This window comes from Serratia sp. NA_13 (genome assembly GCF_052691735.1).
Map to the genome: position 1 here is coordinate 75,697 of NZ_JBQZFV010000016.1, position 19,478 is coordinate 95,174.

The 19,478-nt window shown below is 53.1% G+C and carries 21 protein-coding genes; 10 read left to right on the forward strand and 11 right to left on the reverse strand.

The features are described from left to right. Nucleotides 1–49: 49 nt before the first annotated feature. Together ftsH and rlmE are read right to left on the reverse strand one after the other, a co-directional pair. Complete coding sequence (gene ftsH, locus ACUTSU_RS19040) at nt 50–1,981, reverse strand: ATP-dependent zinc metalloprotease FtsH (protein ID WP_041415851.1); 1,932 nt, start codon at nt 1,979–1,981, stop codon at nt 50–52. A gap of 56 nt (nt 1,982–2,037) precedes the next feature. Continuing rightward, nucleotides 2,038–2,667, reverse strand: a complete 630-nt coding sequence (gene rlmE / locus ACUTSU_RS19045) for a 23S rRNA (uridine(2552)-2'-O)-methyltransferase RlmE (protein ID WP_012004940.1) — start codon at nt 2,665–2,667, stop codon at nt 2,038–2,040. Between the two features lie 144 nt (nt 2,668–2,811). Between rlmE and yhbY the strand changes: the two genes are divergently transcribed. Continuing rightward, complete coding sequence (gene yhbY / locus ACUTSU_RS19050) at nt 2,812–3,105, forward strand: ribosome assembly RNA-binding protein YhbY (protein WP_004933536.1); 294 nt, start codon at nt 2,812–2,814, stop codon at nt 3,103–3,105. 114 nt (nt 3,106–3,219) lie between these two features. On the opposite strand, the gene greA is transcribed toward yhbY, so the two are convergent. Beyond that, nucleotides 3,220–3,696, reverse strand: a complete 477-nt coding sequence (gene greA, locus ACUTSU_RS19055; RefSeq protein ID WP_012004939.1) for a transcription elongation factor GreA — start codon at nt 3,694–3,696, stop codon at nt 3,220–3,222. Between the two features lie 256 nt (nt 3,697–3,952). On the opposite strand from greA, the gene dacB reads away from it, so the two are divergent. Genes dacB through pmrB form a run of 3 tightly spaced genes read left to right on the forward strand, consistent with a single transcriptional unit; the run spans nt 3,953 to nt 7,115 of the window. Continuing rightward, the gene (gene dacB, locus ACUTSU_RS19060) at nt 3,953–5,386 is read left to right on the forward strand and encodes a serine-type D-Ala-D-Ala carboxypeptidase (RefSeq protein ID WP_445654591.1); all 1,434 of its coding nucleotides are present in this window, start codon (nt 3,953–3,955) and stop codon (nt 5,384–5,386) included. Between the two features lie 8 nt (nt 5,387–5,394). Next, nucleotides 5,395–6,057: a two-component system response regulator PmrA gene (pmrA, locus tag ACUTSU_RS19065; RefSeq protein ID WP_012004937.1), complete on the forward strand. Its 663-nt coding sequence runs from the start codon at nt 5,395–5,397 to the stop codon at nt 6,055–6,057. Next, the gene (gene pmrB / locus ACUTSU_RS19070) at nt 6,054–7,115 is read left to right on the forward strand and encodes a two-component system sensor histidine kinase PmrB (protein WP_445651168.1); all 1,062 of its coding nucleotides are present in this window, start codon (nt 6,054–6,056) and stop codon (nt 7,113–7,115) included. The genes pmrA and pmrB overlap by 4 nt, the downstream gene beginning before the upstream one ends. 41 nt (nt 7,116–7,156) lie before the next feature. Here pmrB and cgtA read toward each other — a convergent pair whose 3' ends face one another. The 4 genes from cgtA to rplU all read right to left on the reverse strand — a co-directional run bounded on the left by cgtA (nt 7,157) and on the right by rplU (nt 10,009). Further along, entirely contained in the window at nt 7,157–8,329 is a 1,173-nt protein-coding gene (cgtA, locus tag ACUTSU_RS19075; protein WP_012004935.1) for an Obg family GTPase CgtA, read from the reverse strand. 16 nt (nt 8,330–8,345) lie between these two features. Further along, complete coding sequence (locus ACUTSU_RS19080) at nt 8,346–9,317, reverse strand: DMT family transporter (protein ID WP_445651167.1); 972 nt, start codon at nt 9,315–9,317, stop codon at nt 8,346–8,348. A 105-nt stretch (nt 9,318–9,422) separates the two neighbouring features. Then, nucleotides 9,423–9,680, reverse strand: coding sequence for a 50S ribosomal protein L27 (gene rpmA / locus ACUTSU_RS19085; RefSeq protein ID WP_004933559.1), 258 nt, complete (start codon nt 9,678–9,680; stop codon nt 9,423–9,425). Between the two features lie 17 nt (nt 9,681–9,697). Beyond that, on the reverse strand, nt 9,698–10,009 hold the full coding sequence (gene rplU / locus ACUTSU_RS19090) for a 50S ribosomal protein L21 (RefSeq protein ID WP_012004933.1): 312 nt from the start codon (nt 10,007–10,009) through the stop codon (nt 9,698–9,700). Nucleotides 10,010–10,278: 269 nt separating this feature from the next. On the opposite strand from rplU, the gene ispB reads away from it, so the two are divergent. After that, nucleotides 10,279–11,250: an octaprenyl diphosphate synthase gene (gene ispB / locus ACUTSU_RS19095; RefSeq protein ID WP_012004932.1), complete on the forward strand. Its 972-nt coding sequence runs from the start codon at nt 10,279–10,281 to the stop codon at nt 11,248–11,250. A 49-nt stretch (nt 11,251–11,299) separates the two neighbouring features. On the opposite strand, the gene ACUTSU_RS19100 is transcribed toward ispB, so the two are convergent. Next, nucleotides 11,300–11,650 carry a DNA-binding protein gene (locus ACUTSU_RS19100; protein WP_445654592.1) on the reverse strand — a complete coding sequence of 117 codons (351 nt, stop codon included), beginning with the start codon at nt 11,648–11,650 and terminating at the stop codon, nt 11,300–11,302. Nucleotides 11,651–11,831: 181 nt separating this feature from the next. Between ACUTSU_RS19100 and ACUTSU_RS19105 the strand changes: the two genes are divergently transcribed. Then, nucleotides 11,832–12,092 carry a helix-turn-helix domain-containing protein gene (locus ACUTSU_RS19105; RefSeq protein ID WP_153858274.1) on the forward strand — a complete coding sequence of 87 codons (261 nt, stop codon included), beginning with the start codon at nt 11,832–11,834 and terminating at the stop codon, nt 12,090–12,092. 68 nt (nt 12,093–12,160) lie between these two features. Here ACUTSU_RS19105 and mdh read toward each other — a convergent pair whose 3' ends face one another. Further along, on the reverse strand, nt 12,161–13,099 hold the full coding sequence (gene mdh, locus ACUTSU_RS19110) for a malate dehydrogenase (RefSeq protein WP_174354051.1): 939 nt from the start codon (nt 13,097–13,099) through the stop codon (nt 12,161–12,163). A 467-nt stretch (nt 13,100–13,566) separates the two neighbouring features. On the opposite strand from mdh, the gene argR reads away from it, so the two are divergent. The 3 genes from argR to yhcN (ACUTSU_RS19125) all read left to right on the forward strand — a co-directional run bounded on the left by argR (nt 13,567) and on the right by yhcN (ACUTSU_RS19125) (nt 15,093). Further along, nucleotides 13,567–14,037 (forward strand): transcriptional regulator ArgR, encoded by a 471-nt coding sequence (argR, locus tag ACUTSU_RS19115; RefSeq protein WP_174354050.1) that lies wholly within the window; start codon nt 13,567–13,569, stop codon nt 14,035–14,037. A 405-nt stretch (nt 14,038–14,442) separates the two neighbouring features. Then, a complete protein-coding gene (yhcN, locus tag ACUTSU_RS19120; RefSeq protein WP_012004928.1) occupies nt 14,443–14,706 on the forward strand; it encodes a peroxide/acid stress response protein YhcN in 264 nt (87 codons plus the stop codon). A gap of 123 nt (nt 14,707–14,829) precedes the next feature. After that, entirely contained in the window at nt 14,830–15,093 is a 264-nt protein-coding gene (gene yhcN, locus ACUTSU_RS19125; RefSeq protein ID WP_174354049.1) for a peroxide/acid stress response protein YhcN, read from the forward strand. Between the two features lie 191 nt (nt 15,094–15,284). On the opposite strand, the gene mpl is transcribed toward yhcN (ACUTSU_RS19125), so the two are convergent. Next, nucleotides 15,285–16,664, reverse strand: a complete 1,380-nt coding sequence (gene mpl / locus ACUTSU_RS19130; protein ID WP_445654593.1) for a UDP-N-acetylmuramate:L-alanyl-gamma-D-glutamyl-meso-diaminopimelate ligase — start codon at nt 16,662–16,664, stop codon at nt 15,285–15,287. Nucleotides 16,665–16,832: 168 nt separating this feature from the next. On the opposite strand from mpl, the gene fbp reads away from it, so the two are divergent. Further along, a complete protein-coding gene (fbp, locus tag ACUTSU_RS19135; RefSeq protein ID WP_445651163.1) occupies nt 16,833–17,837 on the forward strand; it encodes a class 1 fructose-bisphosphatase in 1,005 nt (334 codons plus the stop codon). Between the two features lie 36 nt (nt 17,838–17,873). Here the strand turns inward: fbp and ACUTSU_RS19140 are convergent, their stop codons facing one another. Next, a complete protein-coding gene (locus ACUTSU_RS19140; protein ID WP_445651162.1) occupies nt 17,874–19,427 on the reverse strand; it encodes a methyl-accepting chemotaxis protein in 1,554 nt (517 codons plus the stop codon). Nucleotides 19,428–19,478: the final 51 nt, after the last annotated feature.

Here is a 19,478-nt window from a genome sequence, read left to right on the forward strand (position 1 = left end):
AATAAAAAACCCCGGCATGCCGGGGTTCGATGTTATTACACAGCCAAAGTTACTTGTCTAGCTGTTCAGACAGGGTATTGCCTGGGTTTGGCGTGCGTGGCTCATCTACCGGCGTAGGGGCTTTCGGTGTGCCGCCATTGTCGGAGTTGCTGCCTTTGCTCGCATCGTCCCAACCCGCTGGCGGACGCACGTCTTTGCGGTTCATCAGATCGTCGATCTGAGGCGCATCGATGGTTTCATACTTCATCAGTGCATCCTTCATCGAATGCAGGATGTCCATGTTTTCCATCAGCAACGCTCGCGCACGGATGTAGTTGCGTTCGATCAGGGATTTAACTTCCTGGTCGATGATGCGCGCAGTTTCGTCCGACATGTGTTTCGCCTTGGCCACGGAACGGCCCAGGAACACTTCGCCCTCTTCTTCCGCATACAGCAATGGCCCCAGCTTCTCTGAGAAGCCCCATTGGGTCACCATGTTGCGGGCAATCGAGGTCGCCACTTTAATGTCGTTCGACGCACCGGTAGAGACTTTCTCTGGCCCGTAAATGATCTCTTCTGCCAGACGACCACCGTACAGAGTAGAGATTTGGCTCTCCAGCTTCTGACGGCTGGCGCTGATTGCATCGCCTTCAGGCAGGAAGAAGGTGACCCCCAACGCGCGGCCACGAGGAATAATGGTTACCTTGTGTACCGGATCGTGCTCAGGAACCAGACGGCCGATAATGGCGTGGCCTGCTTCGTGATACGCGGTCGACTCTTTCTGCGCCTCGGTCATCACCATCGAGCGACGTTCCGCACCCATCATGATCTTGTCTTTGGCTTTTTCGAACTCAACCATCGACACCACGCGTTTGTTGCCACGGGCGGCAAACAGTGCCGCTTCGTTGACCAGGTTGGCCAGGTCAGCACCGGAGAAGCCCGGAGTACCACGAGCCAGTACTGAAGCATCAACATCCGGCGCCAAAGGCACGCGACGGGAGTGCACTTTCAGGATCTGCTCACGACCACGTACGTCTGGCAGACCAACAACAACCTGACGGTCGAAACGGCCTGGACGCAGCAAGGCCGGGTCAAGCACGTCCGGACGGTTGGTCGCAGCGATGACGATAATGCCTTCGTTGCCTTCAAAGCCGTCCATCTCAACCAGCATCTGGTTCAGCGTTTGCTCACGTTCATCGTGACCGCCACCCAGGCCGGCGCCACGCTGGCGACCGACGGCGTCGATTTCATCGATAAAGATGATGCACGGTGCCGCTTTCTTGGCCTGTTCGAACATGTCACGCACACGAGAAGCACCAACACCCACGAACATTTCCACGAAGTCGGAACCGGAAATGGTGAAGAACGGCACTTTAGCCTCGCCGGCGATAGCTTTCGCCAACAGCGTTTTACCGGTCCCTGGAGGGCCAACCATCAGCACACCTTTAGGGATCTTGCCGCCCAACTTCTGGAAACGGCTCGGCTCACGCAGGTATTCCACCAGTTCGCTTACTTCTTCTTTTGCTTCGTCACAACCAGCAACGTCGGCAAAAGTGGTTTTGATCTGGTCTTCCGTCAGCATGCGGGCCTTGCTCTTACCGAAGGACATCGCGCCCTTGCCGCCGCCGCCCTGCATTTGCCGCATAAAGAAGATCCAAACCCCGATCAGCAACAGCATTGGGAACCACGAAATAAAGATAGAAGCCAGCAAGCTCGGCTCTTCAGGCGGTTCACCAACAACTTTCACATTCTTGGTTAACAACGTATCCAGCAATTTCGGATCGTTGACAGGGATGTAGGTCGTGTATTTGTTACTGTCTTTCTTGGTAACGTTAATTTCACGTCCGTTGATTCGCGCTTCGCGAACCTGGTCCTGGGTCAGCTCGGACATGAAGGTAGAGTAATCCACCCTACGGCCATTCGACTCGCTGGGCCCAAAGCTCTGGAATACAGACATCAACACTACCGCGATGACTAACCAGAGAATTAGGTTTTTCGCCATGTCACTCAAGGGATTAACCTCATATTACAACTGTGTTAACAAACAGCGTTAGGGTACTACAGCTTGCGCCCTGTCGCTACAATGTACACTTCGCGCGAACGTGCGCGGGAAGCGTCTGGCTTACGAATCTTAACCTTCGTAAACAGGGAGCGAATTTCCCGTAGGTACTCGTCAAAACCATCTCCCTGGAACACCTTCACCAGGAAACTTCCGCCTGGTGCGAGGACATCACGACACATTCCTAGTGCTAATTCCACCAGGTACATCGATCTTGGAATATCGACGGCCGGGGTGCCACTCATATTCGGGGCCATGTCAGACATAACCACCTGAACCTTACTTTCACCTACTCGTTCCAACAGAGCCTTGAGCACCAGTTCATCACGAAAATCGCCCTGAAGGAAATCAACGCCAACGATAGGATCCATTGGCAAAATATCACAGGCGATGATGCGGCCGGAACCGCCGATCTGGGTCACGACATATTGCGACCAACCACCCGGTGCCGCACCTAAGTCCACTACGGTCATGCCGGGTTTAAACAGTTTGTCACTCTGCTGTATTTCATCAAGTTTAAACCAGGCGCGCGAACGCAGCCCTTTTTTCTGCGCCTGTTGAACATATTTATCGCTAAAGTGTTCTTGTAACCAGCGACTGGAGCTAGCAGAACGCTTTTTATTAGCCATCTCGTTTTCCAACTATCATAAAAAGAGTCTTAATGTCAGGTTCGCAGCTCACGTAGACTCACACCGGTGAAGACCGATTTGGTGATATACATGAGATGGCGGTAGAATGTACCGTTTTCAATCCCAACTTAAGCAAAAAAGACAATGAATCTGAATAATAAACAAAAACAGCACCTGAAAGGCCTGGCGCATCCGTTAAAACCGGTTGTCATGCTGGGTAATAACGGTCTCACCGAAGGGGTGCTGGCTGAAATTGAACAGGCTCTGGAGCATCATGAGCTGATCAAGGTAAAAATCGCTGCTGAAGATCGCGAAACCAAAACCCTGATCGCCGACGCTATCGTGCGTGAAACGGGTGCCTGCAACGTGCAAGTCATCGGCAGTACGCTTATTCTTTACCGCCCTTCTAAAGAGCGCAAGATCAGTCTACCGCGTTAATAAGCATTGGGTTAACGAAAAGGTGCCATGCACCTGATTCAGATAAAAGGCCGCGTGCGGCCTTTTTCCTTTCTTTACAAAACCCTGGCGATTTTCTGAACGAATGCAGAGCGATCAGAGATAATCAACCTTCAAGATCTCATAATCGACATCGCCACCCGGGGTTTTTATCACTACCACGTCATCAACTTCTTTACCGATCAAACCGCGCGCCATAGGCGAATTCACCGAAATCAGATTTTTCTTGAAATCGGCCTCGTCGTCGCCAACGATGCGGTAGGTCACTTCTTCTTCGCTATCGAGGTTCATCACCGATACGGTGGAGCCAAAAATCACGCGGCCATTGTTAGGCATCTTGGTGATATCGATCACCTGCGCGTTGGACAACTTGGCTTCAATTTCCTGGATACGCCCTTCGCAGAAACCCTGCTGCTCACGAGCGGCGTGGTACTCTGCATTTTCTTTCAAATCGCCGTGTTCACGGGCGTCAGCGATATCCGCAATGATTTTCGGACGGCGCACGCCTTTCAAATATTCGAGTTCTTCGCGCAGTTTTTCAGCGCCAAACAAGGTCATCGGAATCTGTTTCATAAGCTAAATACCTCTAAATCTTTCCTGTTCAAATAACCGTCATCCTGACGTGTTCGAATGAAAAAACGGTGGCTACATGCCCCCCGCATCCAGGCGACAAACAAAAGAAGCCTGACTCGGAACAGTTGCCCAAGTCAGGATCGATTTTGCATTTTGATACGCATTTTAGCCTAGAGTTCCTTGAGGGTCATCGTTTACTTTTTCCCTGAATGCACCGTAGTATGACGGCACGTTATCCAGCTGTTATCCCGAGATTATGCGTTTTTCACGAATTGTCAGTGCATTGGCTTGCGCATTTGTTCTAAATGCGAATGCGGCCCCGGTTGAAGATTACACACAATATTTGCCTGATGGGGCCAACCTTGCCCTGGTAGTTCAGAAGATCGGCGCAGACGCACCGACCATCGATTATCACTCTCAGCAAATGGCGTTGCCGGCCAGTACCCAGAAAGTGCTGACCGCGCTGGCTGCATTATTGCAGCTCGGCCCCGACTATCGCTTCACCACCACGCTGGAAAGCCAGGGTGATATCAGTGACGGCGTGCTGCGAGGCAACCTGATTGCCCGCTTCAGCGGCGATCCGACTTTTAAGCGCCAAAGCCTGCGCAACATGGTGGCGATCCTGAAAAAGCAGGGTGTACGCCAGATCACCGGCGATGTGCTGGTTGATACTTCAGTATTCGCCAGCCATGACAAAGCCCCCGGCTGGCCGTGGAACGACCTGACCCAGTGCTTCAGCGCACCACCGGCGGCGGCGATAGTCGATCGTAACTGCTTCTCAGTTTCGTTGTACAGCGCGCCAAATCCGGGCGATATGGCCTTTATCCGCGTGGCCTCGTATTACCCGGTCAATATGTTCAGCCAGGTGCGCACACTGGCCAAAGGCTCCGCAGATACCCAATATTGTGAGCTGGATGTGGTGCCGGGCGAGTTGAATCGCTTTACCCTGACCGGCTGTCTGACCCAACGCAGCGATCCGCTGCCGCTGGCCTTCGCCATTCAGGATGGTGCCAGCTATGCCGGGGCTATTTTGAAAGATGAGCTGAAGCAGGCCGGTATTCAGATCGACGGCCACCTGAAGCGTCAGACCCAACCAGGCCTGAAGGGAACGGTGATCGCACAGGCTCAATCAGCGCCGCTGCACGAGTTGCTGAAGATCATGCTGAAGAAATCGGACAACATGATCGCCGATACCGTATTCCGCACTATCGGCCATGAACGTTTTGGCGTGCCGGGCACCTGGCGTGCCGGTGCCGATGCCGTGCGTCAGGTACTTCGTCAGAAAGCCGGTGTCGATTTGGGCAACAGCATCGTGGTGGACGGCTCAGGCCTGTCACGCCATAACCTGCTGGCCCCGGCAACCATGATGCAGGCGTTGCAGTACATCGCGCAGCATGACAGTGAGCTGAACTTTATTTCAATGCTGCCGCTGTCTGGCTACGACGGTACCTTGCGGTACCGTGGTGGCCTACATGAAGCCGGTGTCGACGGGAAGGTTTCCGCTAAAACCGGGGCGCTGCAAGGCGTGTATAACCTGGCCGGGTTTATCACTACCGCCAGCGGTCAGCGTTTTGCATTCGTACAGTATCTGTCGGGTTATGCCGTACCGCCGGAAGATCAGAAACAGCGCCGTGCCCCACTGGTGCGTTTCGAAAGCCGTCTGTACCGGGATATTTACCAGAATAACTGAGGGTTACGATGAAACTGCTGATTGTTGAAGACGATGAGCTCCTGCAACAAGGCCTGGCCCTGGCATTAGCTGGGGAGGGCTATGCCTGCGACTGCGCCGCTACGGCGGCGGAGGCCAATGCTCTGCTCCTTACCAGTCAGTACAGCATGATTATCCTCGATCTGGGCCTGCCGGACATGGACGGCGCCAGCCTGCTTCGGCAATGGCGCCGTCAGCAAGTCGAGCTACCGGTGCTGATCCTGACCGCTCGCGATGCGCTTGAAGACCGTGTTGATGGGCTGGATGCCGGCGCCGACGATTACCTGGTGAAACCCTTCGCGTTAGTTGAACTGCAGGCGCGCGTACGCGCGCTGATCCGTCGCTATCAGGGCCATAGTGACAATCTCATGCAGTTGGATGATCTCCAACTCAACCTCTCCAGCCAGCAGGTGTATGTTCAACAACAGCCGGTGGAAGTTACCCCGAAAGAATTCGCCATCCTGTCACGTCTGATGATGCGCGCCGGACAAACGGTCAATCGTGAGCTGCTGCAACAGGATCTCTATACCTGGCAGGACGATTTGGGCTCCAACACGCTGGAAGTGCATATCCATAACCTGCGCCGCAAATTGGGTAAAGATCGCATCCGCACCGTTCGCGGTATCGGCTATCGCCTGGAGTCCTCATCATGATCAGCATGCGCCGCCGTCTGTTGTTGATGCTGGCGCTGATCCTTTTGGTCACCCAGCTTATCAGTGCCTTTTGGTTGTGGCATGAAAGCCAGGAGCAAATCAGTTTCCTGGTGGATGAAACGCTATCGGCCAAGGTCCGCACCGAGCGTGTCGATACGGAAATCGCCGAAGCGATAGCCTCACTGCTCGCCCCTTCATTGATCATGATGATCGTGACGCTGCTCGCCTCATTTTGGGCAATAAGCTGGATTATCCGCCCGCTCAATCAGCTGCAACAGCGGCTGGAGAAACGTTCCGCCGATAACCTGACTCCGCTCCCTCTTAACAGTGACAGCCTGGAAATGAAAGCGGTCACCACCGCACTCAATCAGCTTTTCTCACGCCTGGACAACACCATCCAGCAGGAGCGGCTGTTTACTGCCGACGCCGCCCATGAGCTACGCACGCCTCTGGCAGGGATCCGCCTGCATCTGGAATTAATGGAAAAACAGGGGGTTCCGCAAAGTGGGCCACTGATTAAGCGCATTGACCAACTGATGCACACCGTCGAACAATTGCTGATGCTTGCACGCGCCGGGCAAGATTTTGCCAGTGGACATTATCAACGCTTCGATTGGGTAAGCGACGTGATCCAACCGCTGCGGGATGAGCTCGAGGAGTTGGCCGCACAACGCGGGCAAAGTTTGCAATGGCACCTTCCTGCCGCTGCCCCGGTACATGGTGACCCGGTACTGTTACGCCTGCTGCTGCGTAACCTGGTTGAGAATGCCCATAGGTACAGCCCTGAGGGCAGTAGGATCCAGGTAGAACTTTCTGCGCAGGAACACGGTTACCGACTACAGGTGATCGATGAAGGTCCGGGCGTCAAAGAGAAAATAGCGGGTGAACTCACTCAGGCCTTCCGCCGTATGGATCAACGCTATGGCGGCAGTGGGTTGGGATTGAATATCGTAACTCGCATTGTGCAACTGCATCAGGGCCGTTTAACACTGGAAAACCGTCAGGATACCAGCGGACTCAAGGCGCAATGCTGGTTACCGGAAAACGTCCTGAAATAAAAAAAGGGCCCAGTGTTAACTGAGCCCCTATCTTCACAAGATTACTTCTGGTAAATGATTTCGACGCCTTCGTCGTCCTCTTCATCCCAGTCGTCATCCCAGTCGTCATCCGCTTCAGCTTCCACTTCAGCGATCTGTTCACGGTGATAATCATCCCACATGAACTCGACTTTCTCCGGCGCGCTTTCTTCAATGGCCATCGCTTTCGGTTGGGTGTTGATAAACTTCATCACGTCCCAGCACAGCGCGTTGACGCCTTCACGATTGACCGCGGAGATCATGTAGTACTTGCCTTCCCAACCCATGCCCTCTGCAATCGCCTTGGCACGTTCGGCAGCTTCTTCCTCACCAATCACATCAATCTTGTTGAAAACCAGCCAGCGTGGCTTCTGCGACAGATTCTCGCTGTACTGATTCAACTCGTTGATGATGACTTTGGCATTTTCTACCGGATCAGATTCATCGATCGGGGCAATATCCACCAGGTGCAACAGCACGCGGCAGCGCTCCAGATGCTTCAGGAAGCGAATCCCCAGGCCAGCGCCGTCGGAGGCACCTTCGATCAACCCCGGGATATCGGCAACCACGAAGCTTTGCTCGTGATCCATACGTACCACACCAAGGCTTGGCACCAGAGTGGTAAACGGATAGTCGGCAACTTTCGGCTTTGCAGCAGACACTGCACGGATAAAGGTCGACTTGCCGGCGTTCGGTAGGCCCAGCATACCTACATCTGCCAGCAGCAGCAGCTCCAGCAGGATGTCACGAGCCTCACCGGCGGTGCCCAGAGTTTTCTGGCGCGGAGCACGGTTAACGGATGATTTAAAACGGGTGTTGCCCAAACCGTGCCAACCGCCCTTCGCCACCATCAGACGCTGCTCGTGACGGGTCATGTCGCCGAGGATCTCGCCGGTGCCCTGATCCTGCACGCGAGTACCGACCGGAACCTTGATGGTAATATCTTTGCCACGCTTACCGGTACAGTCACGGCTCTGACCATTCTGGCCACGTTCAGCGCGGAAAGATTTCTCAAAGCGGTAGTCGATCAGCGTGTTGAGGTTTTCGTCCGCCAACAGATAGACGTCGCCGCCATCGCCGCCGTCACCCCCATCAGGCCCGCCGTTCGGGATATATTTTTCGCGACGGAAGCTGACGCAACCATTACCACCGTCACCTGCAACGACCAAGATCGCTGCTTCATCTACAAACTTCATTTACCGTCTCCGTAAATCATTCACCGGGTTGCTTCAAAGGAGCAACCAGGCGGGGTTCTGCCCGTCGCGGCCACCAACGGTGACCAATTGCGGAAAACATAGCGCCCGCTACCACCACGAAAGCACCGACATAGCCAACGACATTTAAGGTCGGGGTGGCGAATACCTGTGGCCAGGCCAGCGCCAATAAATCTGAAAACAGCAGGGTAAACAGCGGTGTCAGCGTAACTAACGCACTCACCTGTGCCGCCTGCCAGCGCGCCATTGCTTCAGCCAGCGCACCATAACCAATCAGCGTGTTGGCACCACAGAACAGCAAACAGGCTAATTGCCAGCCGCTGAGCTGAAAAATCCCCTCCGGCCTAGCCAAAGGAAATAACGCCACTGCACATAAAGTGTACAACATTACCAGAATTTGCGGCGAGGCTAATCGACGCAGCAACACTTTCTGCGCAACGCCATAAGTGACCCATACCATTGCCGCACACACCCCCAGCAACACCCCAAGAGTGTAATCTGTCAGGCGGGTGAAAATCTCAATCAGGCTGACGTTGAAAAACAACAGCAACCCGCAGATCAGCATCAGCGCGCCAATCACCTGAGTGATACGCATCCGCTCTTTTAAAATCAGCACGCTGGCAAACATCATGCCGACCGGCGATAATTGGCCGATCACCTGTGATGCTGTCGGGCTGAGATACTGCAGCGAAGAGCTGAAGAAAATAAAATTCCCCAGCAGGCCTGCGGTGGCGATGACCAGCATCAACAACCAGCGCGGTTGACGGAACAGGGTCACCGGCGGCAACTTGCCGCGCACGGCCAAAATCAGCCCCAACCCAAGTGCAGCCATGGTAAATCGATACCAAACGATGGTAAACGGATCCATCACTACCAGCACTTCTTTCATCGCAATCGGCAATGCACCCCAGCAAACTGCCGTAGTCACCGCCAGAGAAATGCCAATTCCGACCTGCTGTTTTGTTTCCATCTTACCTTTGCCAGCGCTGACGAGCCGATGCATGAGCAGCCCATAAATGTAAAAAGCCCCGCAACGAATTGCGGGGCTTACATCTATTTAGTAAGGCTCGAAAAATTATTCAGCTTCGATGCTGATAAATTTACGATTGCTCGGGCCTTTAACTTCGAATTTGACTTTACCGTCTTTCAAAGCAAACAGAGTGTGGTCTTTGCCGCAACCCACGTTGGTACCAGCGTGGAATTTAGTGCCGCGCTGACGAACGATGATGCTGCCTGCCAGTACTGCTTCGCCGCCAAAGCGTTTTACGCCCAGACGTTTAGCTTCTGAATCGCGACCGTTACGAGTCGAGCCGCCAGCCTTTTTGTGTGCCATTAATCTGCTCCCCTAACTTAAGCGCTGATGCCGGTGATTTTAACGTCAGTGAACCACTGACGGTGGCCCTGCTGCTTACGATGGTGCTTACGACGACGAAACTTAACGATCTTAATTTTCTCGCCACGACCGTGAGCAACGACTTCAGCTTTGATCTTACCGCCATCGACGTAAGGAACGCCGATTTTGATATCTTCGCCATTAGCGATCATCAGAATCTGGTCAAACTCAACTGCTTCACCAGTTGCGATGTCCAGCTTTTCCAAGCGAATGGTTTGACCTTCGCTTACTCGGTGTTGTTTACCACCACTTTGGAAAACCGCGTACATATAAAACTCCGCTTTCCGCGTGCCCAACTGTTTAGTACAGAGCGCGCTATAAATATTCACAATAGGGCGCGAATTCTACGCAATAATCCAGCGTATGACAAGAGCAGAATAAGACCAGAAGCAGAAAAAAGAAGAAAAAAAACACAGTTCCTTTCATGGCGTTTATCTGAGCCGTTTTTCAAGTACAATCAGGGGGACAGTTACCGCCATGTACCGATGTGAGCAGCGATCTCAACGCGGTGAAGAGAAACACAGCTGAAAAAAATACAATGAACCTAGAGCAAATTACCGAGTTAACCGCGCAAGATATGGCGGCCGTGAACGCAACAATTCTCGAACAGCTGAATTCCGATGTCACGCTCATCAATCAGCTTGGCTATTACATTATCAGTGGTGGCGGTAAACGCATCCGCCCGATGATCGCCGTTCTGGCGGCGCGGGCGCTGCATTATCAGGGTGATAAGCACATTACCGTTGCCGCGCTGATCGAATTCATTCACACCGCTACCCTGCTGCATGATGACGTGGTGGATGAATCAGATATGCGCCGTGGCAAGGCCACCGCCAATGCCGCCTTCGGCAATGCCGCCAGCGTCCTGGTCGGCGACTTCATCTATACGCGTGCTTTCCAGATGATGACCAGCCTGGAATCGCTACGCGTGCTGGCACTGATGTCTGAGGCGGTCAACGTGATTGCCGAAGGTGAAGTGTTGCAGTTAATGAACGTCAACGATCCGGACATTACCGAAGAAAGCTACATGCGGGTGATCTACAGCAAAACCGCACGCCTGTTTGAAGCGGCGGCGCAATCTTCGGCGATCCTGTCAGACGCAAGCGTTGCAGAAGAAAAAGCACTGCAGGATTACGGTCGCTATCTCGGCACCGCTTTCCAGTTGATCGACGATCTACTCGATTACAGCGCTGACGGCAGTACCCTGGGTAAAAATACCGGTGACGATCTCAATGAAGGGAAGCCGACATTACCGCTACTGCACGCCATGCATAACAGCGAAGGCGAGCAGAAAGCCATGATCCGCGGGGCGATTGAACAGGGTAACGGCCGTCATTTGCTGGAACCGGTGTTGCAAGCCATGCAGCAATGCGGCTCACTGGAATATACCCGCCAACGGGCTGAGGAAGAGGCTGACAAGGCCATTGCCGCGTTGCAGGTTCTGCCGGAATCGCCACATCGCTCCGCGCTGGAAGGATTAGCGCACCTTGCGGTTCAACGCGATTTTTAAGAAACTAAAAGCCTATTATTATTTCCACAGACCCGCACTGCGGGTCTGATCATTTCTGTGCTGAAATACGCGCCAGCAAGCTAGCGATCCCTTCTCGCGCCAGGAACGCCAATACCTTCTCACGTTCACTCTCTGTCAAGTGGTAGTAGTACTCAATCCACACGGCCAGCGGATCCTTGCGTTCAACCTGATATCTCGCAGGTTCTTCTTTTAATACCAGTAAATTACGCGTCCCCATAGGCAAGCTATCAATATGGTATTCCAGCGCTTTCCCCTGCACACCTTTACGCCGACGGCTGATCCAGCCTTCACGACGTGCCATCAAATTTATTCCCTGTGGTGAGGAGGGTAATCCTGCCACGCCTGTCAGTTCCTTGGCGGCAAACCACTCTTTTTTCATAGCCATGTTCTCTGGGAAAAGTCGGCAAATATCTTTTTTTGGAAATTTATTGGATATTTTTTTAGAAATTTGGTGGTATCCTAGTTTCCGTATAAGCGCTTCATGTTGTTCAAACGATTAATCTTGACCTGTTAGTTATACCACTAACAGAACTTTCGCTAATCAAAAAAGGAATGTAAACATGAACTCAAGGAACAAGGACTGGCATCCGGCGGATATCATTGCGGCACTACGTAAGAAGGGAACAACACTGGCGGCGGTTTCGCGCAAAGCAGGGCTTAGCTCGTCAACGCTAGCAAACGCGCTGTCGCGCCCCTGGCCAAAAGGGGAATGGTTAATTGCTGAAGCCCTTAACATTCATCCTGCGGAGATCTGGCCAAGCCGCTATTTCGACCCATATACCCATAACCTGCTGGATCGAAAAGCCCGCATCCGCACATAGCTACAGGCATAAAAAAACCGCCGGTACACTGTCCGGCGGCCTATGCATACTCATGCACTACTGAATGATCAGTTATTGATAAACTTTTCGCCCAGTTCGATATCTTTGTGCAGAACATCCAGCATATCTTCCAGCGCTTTCTGCTCGAATGCGCTCAAAGTACCGATATCTTTGCGTTCTTCAACGCCGTTCTTACCCAGCACCAGAGGCTGTGCGAAGAAGCGGGCATATTTGCCATCGCCTTCCACGTAAGCACACTCCACCACGCCTTTTTCGCCCTGCAGCGCACGAACCAGAGACAAACCGAAACGCGCCGCCGCCTGGCCCATTGACAGAGTTGCAGACCCGCCACCAGCTTTAGCTTCAACCACTTCGGTCCCCGCATTCTGAATGCGCTTGGTCAGATCAGCGACTTCCTGGTCAGTGAAGCTTACGCCCGGGATCTGTGACAACAGCGGCAAGATAGTCACGCCAGAGTGCCCACCGATAACCGGTACGTTCAACTCTTCCGGCTGCTTGCCTTTCAGCTCGGCCACGAAGGTGTTGGAACGGATAATGTCCAGCGAGGTCACACCGAACAGTTTGTTTTTATCATACACGCCGGCTTTCTTCAGCACTTCTGCTGCGATAGCCACGGTGGTGTTTACCGGGTTGGTAATAATGCCGATGCAGGCTTTCGGGCAGGTTGTTGCCACTTGCTGGATCAGATTACGCACAATGCCCGCGTTCACGTTGAACAAGTCTGAACGATCCATGCCTGGTTTACGTGCAACACCGGCAGAGATCAGTACCACGTCTGCACCGTGCAGAGCTGGAGTAGCGTCTTCGCCACTGAAGCCTTTGATTTTAACTGCGGTTGGGATGTGGCTTAAGTCGACGGCAACGCCTGGGGTAACGGGGGCAATGTCGTAGAGAGAGAGTTCAGAACCTGAAGGAAGCTGGGTTTTGAGTAGAAGGGCGAGGGCCTGGCCGATACCGCCAGCAGCACCGAGAACTGCAACTTTCATCCTATACTCCTTTATTATCTTAAATATATAAAGCGCCGTGAATATGTGGGTACGGACCTTAAATTATTACACCTTTAAAAACAATCCCTTAACAGTCCGTTTGAGAGCTGGTGCAATAAAGCGGCCGATATCGAGCGCATATCTTAGATTAAATCGCTTACTCATGAAGGGCATAGCGCACACTAATCAAAAATACTGCGAGGTTATTCACGAGCAAGTTAACCGGCGGTTACATTACACCCTTACATAACATCAGAACAACATCATTTTAATAACATTTTCTTTACCACCATGGACGGATCCTTCGGTCATGGAAAGGGCATATTCATGGGATACAGATTTTGTTAAAATGTCGCCCTTTCCCCATTGTCCGGCCATTATTATTTTTTCCGGACGTCCTTTTATTGCATAAAAATTCATTTATATGCATAATAATGACTTCTATTGTCAACATTCCACGGTGCAAAATGCGTAATCCCGCAAAGCAGGAAGATCTGATCAAAGCGTTTAAAGCGTTATTGAAAGAAGAAAAATTCAGTTCTCAAGGCGAGATCGTTTTGGCGCTGCAAGAAGAAGGCTTCGAAAACATCAACCAATCCAAAGTATCGCGCATGCTGACCAAGTTCGGCGCGGTGCGGACGCGTAATGCCAAAATGGAAATGGTGTATTGCCTTCCAGCCGAACTCGGCGTGCCTACCACTACCAGCCCACTGAAGAACCTGGTGCTGGATGTCGATCATAACGATGCCGTAGTGGTGATCCACACCAGCCCCGGCGCCGCACAGTTAATTGCCCGCCTGCTGGACTCGCTGGGTAAATCAGAAGGTATTCTCGGCACCATCGCCGGTGACGACACTATTTTCGTTACCCCGGCCAGCAGCTTTAGCGCTCGTCAGTTATACGAAGCCATCCTATCGCTGTTCGAACAAGAGTTATGATGCAGTGCGCTAACAAAATACGGCTAACGGTCGCGTTTTGTTAGCGCTTCTTTAACCCTATCCTTACCCTTCCCTCATTCCTTGCCACGTTTAAAACCAGAATCTCGTCGTGCTGCAGCACATTTCAATGACATTGGTCCGTAACCAGTAATAGCTACTGTTATCTTCCGCACTTTTGGTCAAAAGCACTTACCTTATTGAAATTACATAAATTTAACATCGAAAGATCGTTTTATAAGCGTTTTTTATTCCATCTGGTTATTAAAAATAAGGAACGCCATAATAAAGTTTCACAAGGAACTGTTAGCTAACTATTAATTTTTAGCGTTACTAGATGTATACTCATTTCCGTGACGTAAATCACAGTTCATTGGAACTGATAAAAGAATACGAAAAGGTGAGAACATGAAAATTAAAGCTACCATCGCAACCATGAGCGTTCTATCCATGCTTTCCTTCGGCGCATTTGCAGCACAATCTGTTGATGCAAATCAGGCTGCAAATATGCAGTCTGCAGGCACTATCACCGTCAGCGGCGTTGCCGGTGCACCTTCAGACATCCGTCAGGCACTGTCTGAAAAAGCCGATGCCAAAGGGGCAACCGCTTATCGTGTGATTGAAGCGCGCAACGAAGGCAACTTCCACGCTACCGCAGAAATTTACAAATAAGTACAAGGCGTTACCCGGCAACGGGCAATAAAACTCTGGAACCCAATACCCCGATAACGGCCTTCAAGTATAAAAACGCTGAAAAAGCCCTTCCAGGCGGTTATCACAACAGGACTTAATATCATGAGCATGAAAACTACCCTCGCCGCACTTAGCCTGCTGTCAGTCGTTTCTTTCGGGGCTTCTGCCGCTACGTTAATCACTAATGACCAAGCGACCAATCTTCAGTCTGTCGGAACCATTACCGCCAGCGGCATTACCGGCGCGCCTTCCGACATTCGTCAGGCCCTGTCTGACAAGGCCGACAAACAAGGTGCTAAAGCCTACCGCGTGATCGAAGCCTACGAAAACGGCAACTGGCACGCGACCGCCGAAATCTATAAATAACAATTCAGAGGACATGCTTACCGAACTGATTACCCTCGTCACTGCCACTGCCGAGTTCTGTCGTAAGCATTGATTCTCTGAAGAATTCGTCGTCCTATCCGACGAACCCCGTTGCCCTCGCTCGCGAGGGCTTTTTTCTGGGCGTAAAAAAGGGCCGCTATCGGCCCTTGGATTGCTGACAAAGCAGGAAATCAATAGGTGGCTTTTGGCTCCGGTTTATTGACCAACGCCTCCAGCAGCCGATCGTGAATCCCCCCAAATCCGCCGTTACTCATCACCAGAATATGGTCGCCCGGCTGGGCCGTTTTCACAATCATGTCCACCAGCGTATCCAGATCGGCGCTCCAGTGAGCCGGCTGTACGCAGGCTTCCGCCACTTCCGCCACCTGCCAGGGGATATGGTGCGGCTGGAACAGGAAGACTTCATCGGCACGGCCCAGCGACGGGGCCAGATCGTTCTTGCTGATGCCCATTTTCATGGTGTTGGAGCGCGGTTCGAGCACCGCCAGAATGCGGGCAGTGCCGCCCACCTTGCTACGCAACGCGGCCAGGGTCGCCAGAATTGCCGTTGGATGATGGGCAAAGTCGTCATATATCGTGACGCCATTGGCTTCACCACGCAGCTCCAGACGACGGCGGGCATTAATAAAGTCGCCGAGCGCACGACAGGCATCCTCAGGCAACACACCAACATGACGCGTGGCGGCAATGGCCATCAAACCGTTATGCATGTTGTGTTCACCGACCAGCGACCACTTGACTTCGCCCACCTGCTCACCATTAAGGAATACCGCATAATGGCTGGCGTCCGGCGTCAGCTTCTGTGCACGCCATACGCCTTCTTCCCCAACCAGCTCCTGCTCACTCCAGCAGCCCATCGCCATCACCTGCTTCAGGTGGCTGTCGTTGTCAGGCAAAATAATTTTGCCCTTGCCTGGCACCAAACGCACCAGATGGTGGAACTGTTTCTGAATCGCTTTCAGATCGTCGAAGATGTCGGCGTGATCAAACTCCAGATTATTCAGGATCAGCGTACGCGGGCTGTAATGCACAAACTTGGAACGCTTGTCGAAGAACGCGCAGTCATATTCATCGGCTTCGATGACAAAGAACGGGCTGCCCCCCAGGCGGGCAGAAACGTCAAAGTTGCCCGGCACGCCACCGATAACAAAGCCCGGCTGGTAGCCGCAGGCTTCCAGGATCCAGGTTGCCATGCCGGCAGTGGTGGTCTTGCCGTGGGTCCCGGCAACAGCCAGTACCCAGCGATCGCGCAGCACATAATCATGCAGCCACTGTGGGCCGGAAACGTAAGGGATACCCAGCTCCAGTACTGCTTCAACACACGGGTTACCGCGCGTCATGGCGTTACCGATGATCACCAGATCCGGTGCGGGATCCAACTGAGCCGGATCGTAACCCTGGATCAGTTCGATCCCTTCTTTCTCCAACAGCGTGCTCATCGGCGGATAGACATTAGCGTCAGAGCCGGTCACCTCATGCCCTAGCGAACGAGCCAGCGCCGCCAGCCCGCCCATAAAGGTGCCACAGATCCCAAGAATGTGAATGCGCATAGTTTTCTCATAGAGTACGTCGAATGTTGGCACATTCTAACGCTCAGAATCGTCCAGAAGAAATGGATTTGCCTATGAATAGCGTTCATCTTTGGGCTACACTGCTCGCGAATACGTTGGCGGTTTGTTAACAAACCGCTACCCATCCGTAGATTCAGGGATTGTGTCATGAAAACGTTAGGCGAATTTATCGTCGAGAAACAGCACGACTTTTCTCACGCCACCGGCGAGCTGACAGCGTTACTTTCTGCAATTAAACTGGGCGCCAAAATCATCCACCGCGACATCAACAAAGCGGGTCTGGTTGATATCCTCGGTACCAGCGGCATTTCCAACGTACAGGGTGAAGTCCAGATGAAACTGGACCTGTATGCCAATGAAAAGCTGAAAGCGGCATTGAAAGCGCGCGGTGAAGTTGCGGGTATCGCTTCTGAAGAAGAAGATGAAATCGTGATATTCGACGGCGAGCGGGCTGAAAATGGTAAGTATGTGGTGTTGATGGATCCGTTGGACGGTTCGTCCAACATTGATGTCAACGTCTCGGTCGGTACGATTTTCTCTATCTATCGTCGCATCACCCCGGTCGGCACTCCCGTGACCGAAGAAGATTTCCTGCAACCAGGCAGCGCCCAGGTTGCAGCCGGCTACGTAGTTTATGGTTCCTCGACCATGCTGGTGTACACCACCGGTTATGGCGTGCATGCCTTTACCTACGATCCGTCTCTGGGTGTGTTCTGCCTTTCCCACGAGAAAGTCCGCTTCCCGGCTACCGGCAATATGTATTCCATCAACGAAGGTAACTACATCAAGTTCCCGCGCGGTGTGAAGAAATACATCAAATATTGTCAGGAACAGGACGAAGCCACTCAGCGCCCTTATACCTCCCGCTACATCGGTTCGCTGGTTGCCGACTTCCACCGCAACCTGCTCAAAGGCGGCATCTATATTTATCCAAGCACCGCCAGCCACCCGCAAGGCAAGCTGCGCCTGCTGTATGAATGCAACCCGATGGCGTTCCTGGCGGAACAGGCAGGCGGTAAAGCCAGCGACGGTAAAAACCGTATTCTGGACATTACCCCGGTGAAATTGCACCAGCGTGCACCGTTCTTCGTCGGCACCAAATCCATGGTGGAAGACGCCGAGCGCTTTATCGCCGAGAACCCGGACGAATAACAGGTTCCTTGTGGGGGGCGCCTGTCGCCCCCTGCATTATAGTTTGAACGCCGCCATACTCTGGGCCAGCAACTGGGCCTGATCCTCCAGCGAACGCGTTGCCGCCGCCGACTCCTCGACCAAGGCCGCATTTTGCTGCGCCACCTGATCCATCTGTGCCACCGCCAGATTGACCTGCTCAATGCCGCTGCTTTGCTCACGTGTAGCCGCAGAAATTTCCCGCATCAACGCCGTCACACGCCCTACCTCACCGGTAATACCACTCATGGTTTTCGCCGCGGACTCGGCCATCTGCTCACCTTCCTGCACCCGGTTCTGCGACGCTTCGATCAACCCTTTGATCTCCTTGGCTGACTGAGCGCTACGCTGAGCCAGGCTGCGAACCTCACCCGCTACCACAGCAAAGCCGCGTCCTTGTTCACCCGCGCGTGCCGCTTCTACTGCCGCATTCAGCGCCAGAATATTGGTCTGGAACGAAATACCGTCCATCACGCTGATAATATCGGCGATGCGGCGTGAGCTATCGGTAATGGCCTGCATCTTGTCCATCACCTGGCTAACCACCTCGCTACCCTGATTGGCAATATCAGAGACGCTGAGCGCCAGCTGATTAGCTTGCTCGCAATTCTCGGCGTTCATTTTCACCGTCGAGGTCAGCTGTTCCATGCTGGCGGCGGTTTCCTCCAGCGAAGCGGCCGACTCTTCGGTGCGCTGCGCCAGATGCAGGTTGCCGGCGGCCAACTCGCGTGAACCAGTGTCAATCTGGCTGCTGGCATCACGAACCTTGCTGACCGAACTGACCAACGCCTGCTGCATCCGCTGCATCGCACGGATCAGACGACCCATTTCGGTTTCCCCTTCGCCGGTGATGTCGTGCGTCAGGTCGCCCCCGGCGATATATTCCAACTGGGCGATAGATTCATCCAGTGGACGCAGAATGATCACTCGCAGCGCGAACCAGGCCAATACCGCCAGCAACACGCTGAGCAGGCCGGCGATCAGGATCAGGGTAATCTTGGTACTGGCGTTGCTTTCCGCTTCGTTCACCCGCTGCTGGCCGATATTCATGGCAAAGCTGTGGAAGTCGCTGAGGTCTTTTTCGAAGGCGATGCTCAATGCAGAGATTTTGGTTTCCTGGATGTCGTAATAGTCATCAACTTTGCCGGCCTTGATGGCATCGGCCATCGGCCTGACGCCCTGTTCCAGATAGGCGCGGTAACTGTTTTGCAGGCGAGTGGACAGTTCGCGGCCACGTTCGGTCACAGTGCCGACGCTGACAAAGCGCGCCATTTCCTGCTTCGACTGTGCGAGGTAATCATAAATGCGCCCCACAGTGGCGTCGGACACCTCGAGCTGGCCGATTTCACGCTGGCGCACCGCCAGTGAGGCCGCCGTTCTGGCGCGTAGCGTCAGGTTGGAGCTACTGGCCAGCGACCCAAGTTCTTGCCCTAAAATCTGGTTCAGGGTGTGTAACGATCGCGACCCTTCGTTAATGGCATTGATGCCGATGGTGCTGACCATAATCAACAGCAGCGTCATCAGGCTCAGCAAGGCAATCAGCCCGGCCTTGACCGTAATCTTTTTTAACATGAGTTCTTCTCGGCTTCAGAAATAGTGAGTTCTAACGTAGAGGAGGTAAAA

Coding starts and splice junctions, on each gene's coding strand:
- mdh (WP_174354051.1), bottom strand. CDS start 13,099: ATGAAAGTTGCAGTTCTCGGTGCTGCTGGCGGTATCGGCCAGGCCCTC.
- ftsH (WP_041415851.1), bottom strand. CDS start 1,981: ATGGCGAAAAACCTAATTCTCTGGTTAGTCATCGCGGTAGTGTTGATG.
- pmrB (WP_445651168.1), top strand. CDS start 6,054: ATGATCAGCATGCGCCGCCGTCTGTTGTTGATGCTGGCGCTGATCCTT.
- yhbY (WP_004933536.1), top strand. CDS start 2,812: ATGAATCTGAATAATAAACAAAAACAGCACCTGAAAGGCCTGGCGCAT.
- mpl (WP_445654593.1), bottom strand. CDS start 16,664: ATGCGCATTCACATTCTTGGGATCTGTGGCACCTTTATGGGCGGGCTG.
- cgtA (WP_012004935.1), bottom strand. CDS start 8,329: ATGAAGTTTGTAGATGAAGCAGCGATCTTGGTCGTTGCAGGTGACGGT.
- dacB (WP_445654591.1), top strand. CDS start 3,953: ATGCGTTTTTCACGAATTGTCAGTGCATTGGCTTGCGCATTTGTTCTA.
- ispB (WP_012004932.1), top strand. CDS start 10,279: ATGAACCTAGAGCAAATTACCGAGTTAACCGCGCAAGATATGGCGGCC.
- rpmA (WP_004933559.1), bottom strand. CDS start 9,680: ATGGCACACAAAAAGGCTGGCGGCTCGACTCGTAACGGTCGCGATTCA.
- ACUTSU_RS19140 (WP_445651162.1), bottom strand. CDS start 19,427: ATGTTAAAAAAGATTACGGTCAAGGCCGGGCTGATTGCCTTGCTGAGC.
- greA (WP_012004939.1), bottom strand. CDS start 3,696: ATGAAACAGATTCCGATGACCTTGTTTGGCGCTGAAAAACTGCGCGAA.
- fbp (WP_445651163.1), top strand. CDS start 16,833: ATGAAAACGTTAGGCGAATTTATCGTCGAGAAACAGCACGACTTTTCT.
- rlmE (WP_012004940.1), bottom strand. CDS start 2,667: ATGGCTAATAAAAAGCGTTCTGCTAGCTCCAGTCGCTGGTTACAAGAA.
- yhcN (WP_012004928.1), top strand. CDS start 14,443: ATGAAAATTAAAGCTACCATCGCAACCATGAGCGTTCTATCCATGCTT.
- yhcN (WP_174354049.1), top strand. CDS start 14,830: ATGAGCATGAAAACTACCCTCGCCGCACTTAGCCTGCTGTCAGTCGTT.
- argR (WP_174354050.1), top strand. CDS start 13,567: ATGCGTAATCCCGCAAAGCAGGAAGATCTGATCAAAGCGTTTAAAGCG.
- ACUTSU_RS19100 (WP_445654592.1), bottom strand. CDS start 11,650: ATGAAAAAAGAGTGGTTTGCCGCCAAGGAACTGACAGGCGTGGCAGGA.
- ACUTSU_RS19080 (WP_445651167.1), bottom strand. CDS start 9,317: ATGGAAACAAAACAGCAGGTCGGAATTGGCATTTCTCTGGCGGTGACT.
- ACUTSU_RS19105 (WP_153858274.1), top strand. CDS start 11,832: ATGAACTCAAGGAACAAGGACTGGCATCCGGCGGATATCATTGCGGCA.
- rplU (WP_012004933.1), bottom strand. CDS start 10,009: ATGTACGCGGTTTTCCAAAGTGGTGGTAAACAACACCGAGTAAGCGAA.
- pmrA (WP_012004937.1), top strand. CDS start 5,395: ATGAAACTGCTGATTGTTGAAGACGATGAGCTCCTGCAACAAGGCCTG.